Raw genomic sequence first — 13,470 nt, 5'->3', positions numbered from 1 at the left:
GTCTGATAAATGTGTTTTGAGTTAACCGATTTTCAAATAACGCTGAATAATGAAGCCCTGTTCGAGCCTTTTTCACTTCACATAAAGGCCGGACAAATAGGTGCGATTACCGGGCCAAGCGGCTCCGGCAAGTCAACGATTCTATCCGACATATTGGGGGTGCTGCCGGCTATCTTTTCACGTTCCGGCAACATTAGGCTGAACGAAAAAGACATCACCGGCTTACCCACCGGTCAGCGCCATGTTGGTATATTTTTTCAGGACGACCTGCTGTTCCCTCACCTGAATGTGTTTGAAAACCTGGTGTTCGGTATTCCGGCAAAGCTGAGCAAAAAAGAAAAGGCGCAGAAGATTTCCAGCGCCCTGAGCCATGCCGGTCTGCAGGGTTTTGAAAAGCGCGATATCGCCACCCTTTCCGGTGGTCAGCGTGCACGCATCAGTTTGCTGCGCACACTCCTTTCCGAGCCAAAACTTATATTGCTGGACGAGCCGTTTTCAAAACTCGATGAAGAGCTGCGTGACCAGTTTCGCAGCTGGGTGTTCAAACAAATTCAACTGCAGGATATTCCCGCAGTACTGGTGACTCACGATGCCCGGGACATTCCGGAAAGCGCTGTAAAAATAGAGCTGGAGGTTTCCTATGCTTGACCGCTGGAGTTTAAAACTCGTCAAGCCACCGCTGCAGCAGGCGGCAAAACTTGCCGTCGATAACAACATCAGCGCCAACCAAATCAGCTGGGCTGGTTTTGCCATTGGCATGTGCGCCATTCCTATGCTCGCCCTGGAACAATACGGCATCACGCTGCTGCTCATTGCACTGAACCGCATCGCCGATGGATTAGACGGCACCGTCGCCCGCATGACCCAATCAACTGAGCAGGGTGCTTACCTGGATATCGTGCTCGACTTTATCTTTTATTCCGGCATCGTGTTTGGCTTTGCTTTGGCCAACCCGGAGCAGAATGCACTGGCGGCGAGCGCGTTGATCTTCAGCTTTATAGGCACCGGCTCCAGCTTTCTGGCGTTCGCCATTCTGGCTGAAAAGCTGAAGCTGCACTCCATGGTTTACCCCAATAAGGGTTTTTATTATTTAAATGGCATAACGGAAGGCACAGAAACGATTCTGTTCTTTGTGATGATGTGTTTATTCCCGGCTTACTTCCCGGTGATTGCCTGGCTGTTCTTCGCGCTTTGCGTGGTCACCACCGTGACCCGTGTTGTGGGCGGGGCACACACGCTGGCAATTCTGGAAAAAATAAAACAAAGTAATACAGGCCGGCACAGTACTTAAGGGCTTAAATACTGTTGCCTGCCGGCCCAAAGCTTTCAGGTGCAGCATGCGGATAGAAACAAACCGGGTTCATCAGGCCGTTCTGAGGTAGTCATTTTCAACCAATACCACATCCGCGTAGGGCACTTCATCCACCAGCCAGTTGCCAATCGGTGTGTGTGCTTTCACGCTGAGCGTCTCACTTACTGAACTGCAAAAGATCAACACCGGTATTTCTTTAGGCAGCTTCTGCCCGGATGCCAAATGAGTTTGGTTGCCAAGGTACACGCCCTCTGCAACATGGTTGTCTGAGCGGGCTAATTTCTTAGCCACAAAGGCCGCGCCGCCAACAACGACGGTATCACCTTGCTGAAGTTTCATAACAGTGAGTCTCCTTCTGATCATTTAAGAATGGATTGCACTCAATTGAAATTGCAATCCACTCACTACAGCAACTCGTGTACCAAATGGCGATACGCCTATAAACAAAGATTCATATCTGTGAGCTTATTTGCATCTGCATGATTTTTAAGCAGTTTTAGATTTCAGCTAATTAAGTATATTTTTTAAGCTTTTCAAAAAGCCCAGAATAAACATGGGGTTATTGTGTTCGTTCGTAGTGCAGGGCTCAAAATATGAGTGCGCGTACGCTCATAAACAGCCGGATTCAGCTGAGCGCGCGCGTGGTTCATGCGAGCCATCCGGCCACTAAAAAGCGCAGAAGCTGAATGGCGATCAAGCCTTCCCAACGAAGATATCCGCCGAATGACGACGTAAACCGTTGGCTAGATTTACGCAGGCGCCGCAGTCTAAGCCGGCACTGTGAATAACCTACAAAGATGATCTAAGCTGTTGATTTCATGGTGTTTTTCTGATCTTAAAAACAAGTGATTGAAATTGAAACAATTTCTAAAGTGCACGCCTCATGCAGCTTTGAGCCACTTCTCAAAAGTTTACCAACAGACTTATCCACAGAATCCGTGTGTATCTTTTCAAGAGCCCCAGCAATAAACAAGCTGCTGTATTTTTAAGATTGGAAAACTCACCAAAGCAAAAACAAAAAAGCCGAATAAGCATCTGCTTACCCGGCTTTCTATCAAACCCAATTTCTAATGAAATCAGCCAATCTCGATCAACACCTCTCCCGGTGTGACACGATCACCCTTGCCTACATAAATCGCCTTCACGGTGCCGGCGACATTGGCATGAATTTCCGTTTCCATCTTCATGGCTTCGGCAACCATCACAGCCTGCCCGGCTTCAACGCTGTCGCCTTCTTTGACCAACAGTTCAACCACGTTGCCCGGCATGGTGGCGGTCACATGCCCCGGCTCGGTGGCTTTTTTACGGCCTTTACTGTGACCATCGTCGACGTATTCGTTCAACGATTCAAAGATCACTTCGCGCGGAACGCCGTCCATCGACATATAGATCTTGCGCTTACCGCCACCGTGGTCACCCACACCGGTTACCGCTATATCGTAGGTTTCACCGGAGACGTTAATCTTGAACTCGGTCGCCATCGAAACCTTGGCTTTGGCGTGTTCAACCGGCAACAGTGCTTCCGGCACCAGGGTGCCTTCGGCGCGCTGCTTAAGGAATTCGCGGCCTAAATCCGGGAACATGGCGAAGGTGAGTACGTCTTCATCGGTTTTTGCCAACTCGCCAATTTCACCCTTCAGTCGGGTCATTTCCGGCTTCAGCTGATCCGCCGGGCGACCTTCCATCACCAGTTCGTTACCGATGGCCTTCTTCTGCAACTCGGTATTCACAGCGGCCGGTGCGGCACCGTAGCCGCCCTGCAGGTATCGCTTCACCTCGTTGGTGATGGTTTTATAACGCTCTCCAGCCAGTACGTTGTAAACCGCCTGCGTACCGACAATTTGCGAAGTTGGCGTAACCAGCGGCGGGTAGCCCAGGTCGGCACGCACCTTTGGAATTTCTGCAAACACTTCGTTGATGCGATCCAGCGCGTTCTGTTCTTTCAATTGGTTGGCCAGGTTCGACATCATGCCGCCCGGTACCTGATTGATTTGCACCGAAACATCTTCGCGGGTGAACTCGGATTCAAACTGGTGGTACTTCTTGCGTACTTCGCGGAAATAATCGGCAATTTCACCCAACTGGGTTAAATCCAGGCCGGTATCGAACTCGGTGCCTTTCAGCGCCGCCACTTGCGATTCGGTTGCCGGGTGACTGGTGCCACCGGCAAAGGATGAAATGGCGGTATCGATGCCATCAGCACCGGCTTCAATCGCTTTCAGCTGGCACAACGGTGCCAGGCCCGCGGTGCTGTGGCTGTGAACAATCACCGGCACATCAACAGCGGCTTTCAGGGCTTTCACCAGATCGAAGGTGGCATAAGGCGTTAACAGACCGGCCATATCTTTAATGGCAACGGAGTCGGCCCCCATGTTCACCAGGTCTTTCGCCTGCTGTACAAACAGCGCTTCGGTATGCACCGGGCTTGTGGTGTAGCAGATGGTGCCCTGTGCATGTTTACCGGCAGCTTTCACCGCCTTCATAGCGGTTTCCAGGTTGCGCAGGTCGTTCAGCGCATCGAACACACGGAACACATCCATGCCGTTTTCGGCAGCCTTGTGAACAAAGGCTTCAACAACGTCATCGGCATAGTGGCGGTAACCGAGCAGGTTCTGACCGCGCAACAGCATTTGCAGGCGGCTGTTCGGCAGCGCTTGGCGCAGGGTGCGCAGGCGCTCCCACGGGTCTTCTTTCAAGAAGCGCACGCAGGCATCAAAGGTTGCGCCGCCCCAGACCTCCAGCGACCAGAAACCGGCCTGATCAAGTTTTTCACAGATCGGCAGCATATCTTCGGTACGCAGCCGGGTGGCAATCAGCGACTGGTGGGCATCGCGCAGAGTAACGTCGGTAATCTGAATCTTGCTCATTGTTTTACTCCAAAATTCTGTTTGGGCACCTGTGTCAGGGCCTGAAATTCATGAGGGCACAGGTTGCCCGCTTACAAACCGGCGTGTGCGGCAATCGCAGCGGCCAGGGCAAGCGCTATTTCTTTCGGCAGCGCCTTTTCCGAGTAATTCAGCAGTTCCGGGTGGCTCGGTACAAAGCTGGTATCGAACTCACCACGCTGGAAATCCGGGTGGTTCAGAATCTGCTGGTAATAGGTTCCAGTGGTTTTCACGCCACGCAGACGCATGTCATCGAGCGCACGTCGGCCACGGGCAATCACTTCTTCCCAGGTCAGTGCCCAGCAGATCAGCTTCATACACATGGAATCAAAATACGGCGGAATGTCGTAGCCGGTGTAGATGGCGGTATCGACTCGCACACCCGGGCCGCCCGGCGCGTAATAATGAGAGATTCGGCCAAAGCTGGGCAGAAAATCGTTCTTCGGGTCTTCGGCGTTAATACGGAATTGCAGGGCAAAACCACGGTAACTGATGTCTTCCTGGCGGTAGCTCAGCGGCAGGCCAGAGGCAATACGCAATTGTTCACGCACAATATCAACACCGGTAATCTGCTCGGTAATGGTGTGCTCTACCTGCACGCGGGTGTTCATTTCCATGAAATAGACTTCGTTGCCGGTGAGCAGAAACTCAACGGTGCCGGCGTTTTCATAGCCCACGGCTTCGGCGGCACGTACCGCCAGGCCGCCGATGTATTCGCGTTGTTCCGGCGTCAGTGACGGGCTGGGGGCAATTTCGATCAGCTTCTGGTTACGGCGCTGAATGGAGCAATCGCGCTCGTACAGGTGAATCACATCGCCCTGGCTGTCGGCCAGAATCTGAACCTCAATGTGGCGCGGGTTAACGATGCACTTCTCCATGAAGACATCGGCCGAGCCAAAGGCTTTGGTGGCCTCAGAGATTACCCGCGGGTATTGCTGGCGCAGCTCAGTTGCCGAATCACAACGGCGGATACCACGGCCACCGCCACCGGAGGTTGCCTTAATCATCACCGGGTAGCCGATTTCTTCAGCCAGGGTCAGCGCTTCGTCGATGTCTTTCAGGTTACCGTCGGAGCCCGGGGTAATCGGCACACCGGCCGCACGCATGCTGTCGCGCGCCTGAGTTTTATCACCCATGGAATGAATCACGGTCGATTTCGGGCCAATAAAGATCACGCCAGCTTCTTCGCACAGGCGGGCAAACTCGGCATTTTCGGAAAGGAAACCATAGCCGGGGTGAATCGCATCACAGCCGGTTTCCAGTGCCAGGTTTACCAGCCGCAGCGGGTCAAGATAGCCTGCCAACGGGTCCGCCCCTAAAGAATAGGATTCATCCGCGCGCTTTAAGTGCAGCGCATATCGGTCGGGCTCGGTATAGATCGCCACCGAGCGAATGCCCATTTCGGCACAGGCGCGCACGATACGGACCGCAATTTCACCACGGTTGGCAATTAAGACTTTTTTTATCATCGGTATCTACTCCCAAAAGAGTGCTCTGACCAGAGTTCGGCTCTGGCTGCGGCAAAGAACAATAACCAAGCAACCCATAAACTCATAATTGATATTTCTTCGTTTATCTATAAGTTATTACTTATAGATAAATCATCAGGGCAAAAAACAATGGCAATCAACGTACAAAGGCTGGCCTCACGGCTGTCGTTCCGGCAGCTACAGGTGTTTCAAACCGTGTATGAACTAAAGAGCTACAGCCACGCGGGTGTTGAACTGGGGCTGACCCAACCGGCGGTGAGCAGCCAGATTCGCCAGATTGAACAGGCACTCGGGCAGCCGCTGTTTGAATACGTCAGCCGAAAACTATTCTGCACCGCCGCCGGGGAACGCCTGCACGAGGCCATTGATGTCATCTTTGAGCAGCTGCAATTCCTGCAGGAAGACATCGGCATGATGAAGGGTAAGGTTTCCGGCGAACTCAACATTGCCGCCGTCAATACCGCGCGCTGTGTTGTGCCCTACCTGCTGCCCGGCTTCATGGAACAGCACCCGCAGGTATCGATCAACATCAGCGCCGTAAACCGCGTACAGGCCATACAGCGGCTGGGTGAAAACGTCGATCACATCGTAATTATGGGCATGGTGCCCAGCGGCAAGCCCTTTTCCTCGCTCCCCTTTCTGGATAACGAGCTGCTGCCGGTTGTGCCACCGAATCACCCGCTGCTTAAGAAAAAGCAGGTCAGCATTGAAGAGTTTTTAAGCAGCAAGCTGCTGGTCCGCGAACCCAGCTCCGGCAACCGGCTGGCGCTGGAACAACACTGCCAGAAGGTCCGGGTAAAGCTGGAGCCTTACATGCAAATTGACTCTAACGATGGCCTGAAACATGCGGTTATGGCGGGTCTGGGTGTTTGCGTATTGCCCCGGCTGAATATACTGGCCGAGCTGCAAATTGGCGCGTTAAAAGCGGTACCGATTGCCGGCTTTCCGCTGCGCAGATCGTGGAGTTTGGTGTACCCGCGTAATAAACATCCGGTGCCGGCGATGCGTGCGTTTATCGATTATGTTCAGGGTAACATCAAAACTATTGAGGCGTTGTTTGAAGAAGTAACCGGCGCGCCGGTGAAGGGTTGAGCACAAAGGTTTGCAGACTGTTACGGCAGCTGCAAACCTCATTCGCGCTCATAAGAGTGCGGGCCCAACGCCCGCAATCCGTTAACGCAAGCGACTCAGCAGGGAATCAATATTTGCCCAATTCCACAACCGTTTCACTGGTTACTTTATAGTTCTGCAGAGTTTTCACCGTTACGTAGTAAGCATGGTCTTTACCACCGGAACAAGGCGGCATGTAAGCGCCCTCTTTATCCCAGCCCGGGCCACGGTGTGCTTCAATCATGGTAAAGCCCTTGGGCAGGTCATAGGAATGGCCGGGTACAGAAGGCACTTTCACGGTTTTAGCACCGGCAGGAATGGCGTACTTCATGCGGCCATGGCCACCGTTGTTCATGCCTGCGGAATCACGGTCGCTGTATTCCAGTACGATGGTGTCGGAGCCGGCAGGAATATCGGTCACGGTCAGCGCCGGTGAACCCGGGTTATTACCACCGAATTTCTGGCACTGCTGCCCTTCAGGAACCTTCATGCCATTCCAGGCTTTGTCGGCCAGCTTGACATCTAATGCCAGTGCATTGGCGGAGAGACTTACGGCAAGTATCGAAGCAAGCGGTAATGTTAATTTCATAACAGACGTCCTTTAATTATTTCTGTTGAGTTGACTGCTGATTGAAGTTAAGACTATGCGGGCGGATTGCCCATGATACTTTCGGGCGAATGTGATCCATGCATGAGAAAAGATTTTGTCAGAAAAACGTGCAGAAAAGGCGATTGCCAATCAGGCCAGTGAACCACGCCCGTCCGCTGAAACCAGTGGCTTTTCGGCTTCCGCCTGCCGCAGCATGGGCGGAATCATCACAAAGAAATAGCCGATGGCAAAGAACATGGTGACGGTATTGGAAATGAACATGGTGTTCCAGATGCCGTATTCCGCCAGTTCAGGCATGAAATGATAAAACAGCAGGATACCCGGTATGCGAATACCCCAGAGCCGGACGATATCCACCGCCAACGCAAACAGTGTTTTCTGGAAGCTGATGAAGATGCCCATAAAGGTATGAAACAGTGCCCAGGCGATAACCGTCCAGCCCACCAAACCAATGTAGTTGATGACGTGCCGATAGGTTTCCGGGTCGTCATTGGTCAGGAAGTGCGCCAGCGGGTACTTAATCAGCTGAATCACCACCGCCGCAAAAACGCCAAACGCCAGCGCAAAGCCCAGGCCGACTTTAATCGTCTCGCGCACTCTGTCGATGGCACCACGGCCCCAGTTCTGAGCAATCAGCGGGATCAGCCCACTGGCAATTTCCTTGGAAGGAAAGAACAGCAGCGAGTGAATACGATTACCGATCGCAAACGCAGCCACCGCCTGATGCCCGTACTGCACAATAAAGATATTCAGCACCATAAAGCCGAAGTGCGTACTGGCCTGCGAGAGCGACAATGGCAGGCCCACCGCCAGCAGCCGCTTCCAGATTTGCAGCGCCGAATAGCCCGGCAGCTTGCGCCAGGCCACGGTAAATTCCTGCTCTTCACGGCGGTACAGCACATAGATAATCAGCAACTGAGTAAAGGTTGTTAACAGGCTGGCGTAAGCCAGACCATCGATCTCAAAATGAAACACAAACAGAAACACGGCATTGAGCGCGGCATTACAGGCAACACCAAAAATGGACACGCGAGAGATGGTTTTCATCTTGCCCTGAGATTTAAAAAAGCTCAGATAAAGCTGGAACATCAGCATTAAGGGGATGGAGCAGAACAGAATTCTGGAATAGGTCACCGAGTTGCTGAACAGCTCATCGGAAACACCGGCAGCGCGCATTATAACCGGCAAAACAAAAAATCCGGGCACCGCAAAAATAAGGGACAGCCAAACCACCAGCAGCCTTAACTGAGTGGCATAGGCAGATGCCTCCTTTTGCTCCTGCTGACCCAGCAGCGTGGCGATAATACTGATGCCACCACGAATCACGCCTATCGCCAGCGCCTGCAGCATCATAAAAAAGGGGGCAACAAATGCAATGGAAGCCACTTCGACACTGCCCAGACGGGAGGCGAAGATCATATCAACGAAGTTATAGGAGGTTGTAACAAGGCCCGCCAGCATGAGCGGTGTTGTCATCTTGAATACCAGCGTTCGGATCGGGTCTTGATGTAAATCTAACGCTGCGCTCACTCTCACCCTCTCACTGCTGATCACGGACACTGCGAAACAATAAAAGCCTGCGACCTCACCGTGCTGGACACACCAGGTTTAGCATCCATCAACGGCTATGAGATCGCTCGCTTTGTCTTACCGTCCGGGGACCTATTATATTTATTTCCAAATAAATGATTATCCGTTATTTTTACAATTAACTTTTACCAGGTAGTAACAATGAAGTGGCAAGGAATTTATGAATTTGTGGCCGTCGCCGAATCCCAGAGTTTTTCTGCCGCCGCCCGGCATTTGGGCATCTCCACGGCGCAGGTCAGCCGTCAGGTCAGTGCTTTGGAAGAGCGACTGCAGGTTAAGCTGTTCTACCGAACCACCCGCAAGGTGACGCTGACCGAAGAAGCCAGCCTTTACTACCAGCACTGCCGGTTACTGCTCGATGGACTCGATACCGCAGAAGAAGCCGTGACCAGCCTGCGCACCACCCCGCAGGGCAAAATTAAGATGTCGGCACCGGTCACCTTTGGCGAACGAAAAATCCAGCCGTTGGTCAACGACTTCGTGCGCCAGTACGATCAGGTGGAAGTGGAAACCGAATTACGCAACCACCCGGCGGATATGGTGGAAGAAGGTTTTGATCTATCGATACGCATCGGTCAACTGGAAGACTCCAGCCTGATCGTTAAAAAAATTGGTATGCGCCACAGCTACGTCTGTGCATCCCCCGGCTATATAGAGAAATACGGCAAGCCGACGACCCCGACAGACCTGAAGGATCACAATTGCCTGTTGGGTACGCGTGAATACTGGCTGTTCATGGAAAAGGGCAAAGAAAAGCGCATCAAAGTGAACGGCAACCTGCGCTGCAACAGTGGCACCGCACTGCTGGATGCCGCCCTGAAAGACATCGGTATTGTGCAGCTGTCCGACTTTTATGTGGATGACTGCATCCGCAATGGCGAGCTGATCACCCTGCTGGATAACTTCCGCGAATCATCCGAAGGCATTTGGGCGCTGTACCCACAGAACCGTTATTTATCGCCGAAGTTGCGGCTGCTGATTGATTATTTGGCGGAGCATTTATAAAGGCGTAACGCACAGCCGCGCTAAGAACCTATTTCATCCGCACCCTGCGGCTGTAACTGGCCGTGCTCATCAAGCAATCCCTTCACCTGCGCTGCCGGCAGCGGGCGGTGGAAGTAATAACCCTGATAAAGATCGCAGCCATGACTTTGTAGAAAGGCGAGTTGCGATTGCGTTTCAACACCTTCGGCGACGGTGGTCAGCTCCAGGTTTCTGGCCAAGTTAATGATGGTTTCGCAGATTTTGGCATCTTCAGAAACGCTGTCACACTCTTCAATAAAGCTGCGGTCAATCTTCAAGACATCAATCGGCAACCGTTTCAGGTAACTCAGCGAGGAATAGCCGGTTCCAAAATCATCCACCGAAATAGCAACACCCAGCGCTTTCAGTTTACTGAGCACCTCAATGCAGCGATCAATATCACTCACCAATACCCCTTCGGTGATTTCCAGCTCCAGCAATCGGCCCTCAATGCCGTATTTCAGCAACGCCTCGTGCAGGAAGGGAACAAAGCTTTCAGAGAGCAGCTGCCGGCCGGAAACATTAATAGAAACCGGTACAAGGCGAATGCCCGCCTCGCGCCACCGGGCGAGTTGGCTCAGCGCCAAATGAAAGACCTGCTCACTCAACGCCAGAATAAGATTGGACTCTTCCGCCAGCGAAATAAATTCATCCGGTGGCACCATGCCATCATCCGGGTGCTGCCAGCGGCACAAAGCCTCAAGGCCGACGATGCTGCCACCGGCCTTCACCTTGGCCTGATACACAAGGCTGAACAGCTCGGTCTCTAAACTGTTTTTCAGATCCTGCTCGTAGCGGAAGTTGCGGTTAATGCGATCGGCCATTTCAGTGGCAAATATCCTGTAATTGCCCGGCCCCTGCATTTTTGCCTGATACATGGCGATATCGGCCTGCTGGATAAAGGCATCCGCCTCCTGATCTTTTTCCGCCAGTTGCGCGATACCAATACTGGTGAGAATACTTAAATGGTGCCCTTCCAACTCTATCGGGTCGCGCATTACCTCTAAAATTTCCATCGCTTTAATGGCGATGCTTTCCGAGCTGAGCTGGCCCTTCATCAACACAATAAATTCATCGCCACCCCAGCGCGCAATGACATCGTCTTCGCGGGTCACGCGCGCCAGGCGAACAGAAACCTCACATAACAGATCGTCTCCGGCCTTATGGCCAAGCGTATCGTTAATGCGCTTGAATTTATCCAGATCGAGAAAAAACACAGCCAGAGTTTCATCGCTCTGCGCCAGTCCGTTACGCATTTTACTGATCTGTTCAATCAGATAGGTTCGGTTGTACAGGCCGGTGAGCGGGTCGCTGTAGGCCAACTGACGAAGTTTTTCCTGCAACTTTCGCTGACGGGTCACATCGCGAATGCTGAGGATAAACTCGCCCTTGGTTGGTGAGGAAAGCTGCGCTCCGGTAATGGTAATTTCCGCAGGAAAGTGATTGCCACTGCTGCGCATCAGCGTCAGACTGTTGCGCCGGTTGAGCAACAAGCCTTCGGCGGTCACAAAATGGTGCTTAAGGCTCGAACGCACCGAGTCACGATCCTCCGGCAACACAAAGGAGTCGATAAAATTTCGGCCCTGAATGTGGCGCTTTGAGCAGCCAAATATTCGTTCTGCCGAGGTATTGAATTCCACGATGTTGCCATCCGGATTCAGCGTGATGATGGCATCCATCGAGGAATCCAGAATGGCACTTTTGCGTTGCTCACTGCTGCGGAAGCGGCCGATGGCGTCGTCTCTGGCCGATATTTCCTGATTCACCCGCTGAATCACCCGGTTATACTGACCGGCAATCTCCCCCACTTCCGTAAAGGGCTGTGCCGGAACCTGATGAGAAAAGTCACCCTCGTCCTGCTGGTGCTTCATCAGCGTCAGCAAGTCGAGCAGCTCCGAGGCCGCGCGATGCTCAGAGACATTCATGCCCTGCTGTTCGTTGTGCGCGGAAACGCGCAGCGGTACCCATCTGTTCACCAGCCGCAACAAAGGATAACCCACACCAATACACCAGGCGCTGATGGCCACGATGCCCAACAGCTGAATGGCCAATTGCTCTAATCTGCCAAGCCCGGTGCCGATTGTGTCCAGATCACCAAACAGCGCGACCGCCAATACCCCCCAGACGCCGGCAAACAGATGAGCAGGCACAACGCCTAAGGCATCGTCGATGCGCATCCGCTCAATCCACAGTTCACCCCAGTAAACGATCACACCGGCAACCAGGCCAATGATCATGGCATCCGCCGTACTGACCACGTGGCAGCAGGCGGTGATGGCGACCAAACCGGCAATCACGCCATTCATTAGGTTGGGCACATCGATATAGCGCTGCCGGTAATAGCCGATAGCCACGGCGGCCAGGCCACCCCAGGCCGCGGCCAGACAGGTGTTGAGAATCACCACCGGCACCTGCGCATTCAATACCAGCGTACTGCCGCCGTTAAAACCAAACCAGCCAAACCAAAGCAGCATGGTGCCTAATGCAGAGATCGTCAGGTTACTGCCTTGAGTGATAGTGACGCCTTTATCAAAGCGACCCAGCCGGGGCCCAATGATGATCACCGTAATCAGGGCAATCCAGCCGCCAACACCGTGGACGACCATCGAACCGGCAAAATCAACAAAACCAAGCTGCTCCAGCCAGCCCGGGTTATCGCTGTTATACACACCCGACCACGCCCAATGGCCGGTTACCGGGTAGATCAAGCCGCTGAGCACGAGCGCACAGAGCAGGTAGCCGATAAAAGACATACGCTCAGCGACCGCACCCGACATCAACGTGGTGGCGGTACCGCAAAACATCACCTGAAACACAAAGAAACTGATATTCCACGGAGCTCCGTTACCATCGAAGAAGAACCCCTGATGCCCGAAGATGCCGAAAAAGCTGTCGCCGAACATAATGGCGAAGCCAAATAACCAGAAGCACAGAATCGACAGAATAAAGTCTGCCAGATTCTTCGCCGCGACATTGATGTTGTTTTTACTTCGAACCCTTCCGGTCTCCAGACAAAGGAAGCCAGCCTGCATAACAAACACTAAAAAGGCGCTGACCAGCAACCAAGAGTAATCTTCCAACTTACCGTTCTCCTGACTTCAGGGTAATCGTATTTGACATATCGAATGCAATTGAGCTGCACAAAAACAGAGACGCAATCACCGATGCCACCGGCGCCGGTTCTTAGGGTGTTAGAATGCGATACTGCCAGTGTAGCCATGAACCTAATAATTCGCCCGAGCACATTACCACTTTTACAGGCGGGGTGACGTTAGGCATTAGGTAGCAGAAACGAACAGTAGGATGCGGGCGGGGATGCCCGCAGCCCGGAATATGTGGCGTGGGTTTAGGGGTGCGCGCACTACTGTCCGGAATAAATTAATGGGATTCTTTGAAAGGGTTGCAGCCTCTGATTTTAACGGGTAGAACCCTCTGACACGACTCAGAAAA

10 protein-coding genes are annotated in these 13,470 nt (G+C 52.8%); 4 read left to right on the top strand and 6 right to left on the bottom strand.

The window, feature by feature from the left end; translation table 11 throughout:
* Positions 1-9 precede the first annotated feature (9 nt).
* Positions 10-648, top strand: a complete 639-nt coding sequence (locus tag BCF53_RS15235; RefSeq protein WP_132702914.1) for an ATP-binding cassette domain-containing protein — start codon at positions 10-12, stop codon at positions 646-648.
* Positions 641-1,291, top strand: coding sequence for a CDP-alcohol phosphatidyltransferase family protein (locus BCF53_RS15230; RefSeq protein WP_132702912.1), 651 nt, complete (start codon positions 641-643; stop codon positions 1,289-1,291). The genes BCF53_RS15235 and BCF53_RS15230 overlap by 8 nt, the downstream gene beginning before the upstream one ends.
* A 72-nt stretch (positions 1,292-1,363) precedes the next feature.
* Here the strand turns inward: BCF53_RS15230 and BCF53_RS15225 are convergent, their stop codons facing one another.
* From BCF53_RS15225 to BCF53_RS15215, 3 genes are all read right to left on the bottom strand, one after another.
* The gene (locus tag BCF53_RS15225) at positions 1,364-1,651 is read right to left on the bottom strand and encodes a hypothetical protein (protein WP_132702910.1); all 288 of its coding nucleotides are present in this window, start codon (positions 1,649-1,651) and stop codon (positions 1,364-1,366) included.
* Positions 1,652-2,388: 737 nt separating this feature from the next.
* Positions 2,389-4,179 carry a sodium-extruding oxaloacetate decarboxylase subunit alpha gene (oadA, locus tag BCF53_RS15220; RefSeq protein ID WP_132702908.1) on the bottom strand — a complete coding sequence of 597 codons (1,791 nt, stop codon included), beginning with the start codon at positions 4,177-4,179 and terminating at the stop codon, positions 2,389-2,391.
* 71 nt (positions 4,180-4,250) lie between these two features.
* On the bottom strand, positions 4,251-5,666 hold the full coding sequence (locus tag BCF53_RS15215; protein WP_132702906.1) for an acetyl-CoA carboxylase biotin carboxylase subunit: 1,416 nt from the start codon (positions 5,664-5,666) through the stop codon (positions 4,251-4,253).
* Positions 5,667-5,816: 150 nt separating this feature from the next.
* On the opposite strand from BCF53_RS15215, the gene BCF53_RS15210 reads away from it, so the two are divergent.
* Positions 5,817-6,779 carry a LysR family transcriptional regulator gene (locus BCF53_RS15210; RefSeq protein ID WP_132702904.1) on the top strand — a complete coding sequence of 321 codons (963 nt, stop codon included), beginning with the start codon at positions 5,817-5,819 and terminating at the stop codon, positions 6,777-6,779.
* A 106-nt stretch (positions 6,780-6,885) separates the two neighbouring features.
* On the opposite strand, the gene BCF53_RS15205 is transcribed toward BCF53_RS15210, so the two are convergent.
* Positions 6,886-7,386 carry a YbhB/YbcL family Raf kinase inhibitor-like protein gene (locus BCF53_RS15205; protein ID WP_132702902.1) on the bottom strand — a complete coding sequence of 167 codons (501 nt, stop codon included), beginning with the start codon at positions 7,384-7,386 and terminating at the stop codon, positions 6,886-6,888.
* 150 nt (positions 7,387-7,536) lie between these two features.
* Positions 7,537-8,937 (bottom strand): MATE family efflux transporter, encoded by a 1,401-nt coding sequence (locus tag BCF53_RS15200; RefSeq protein WP_132702900.1) that lies wholly within the window; start codon positions 8,935-8,937, stop codon positions 7,537-7,539.
* A gap of 201 nt (positions 8,938-9,138) precedes the next feature.
* Between BCF53_RS15200 and BCF53_RS15195 the strand changes: the two genes are divergently transcribed.
* Positions 9,139-10,002 (top strand): LysR family transcriptional regulator, encoded by an 864-nt coding sequence (locus tag BCF53_RS15195; RefSeq protein WP_132702898.1) that lies wholly within the window; start codon positions 9,139-9,141, stop codon positions 10,000-10,002.
* 20 nt (positions 10,003-10,022) lie between these two features.
* On the opposite strand, the gene amt is transcribed toward BCF53_RS15195, so the two are convergent.
* Positions 10,023-13,100 carry an ammonium transporter gene (amt, locus tag BCF53_RS15190; RefSeq protein ID WP_132702896.1) on the bottom strand — a complete coding sequence of 1,026 codons (3,078 nt, stop codon included), beginning with the start codon at positions 13,098-13,100 and terminating at the stop codon, positions 10,023-10,025.
* Positions 13,101-13,470: the final 370 nt, after the last annotated feature.

The sequence above is a fragment of the Reinekea marinisedimentorum genome, assembly GCF_004341165.1.
Taxonomy (GTDB): Bacteria; Pseudomonadota; Gammaproteobacteria; order Pseudomonadales; family Natronospirillaceae; genus Reinekea; species Reinekea marinisedimentorum.
The sequence above is the reverse complement of the archived record's forward strand: the minus strand, read 5'-3'. Positions and strand labels throughout refer to the sequence as shown.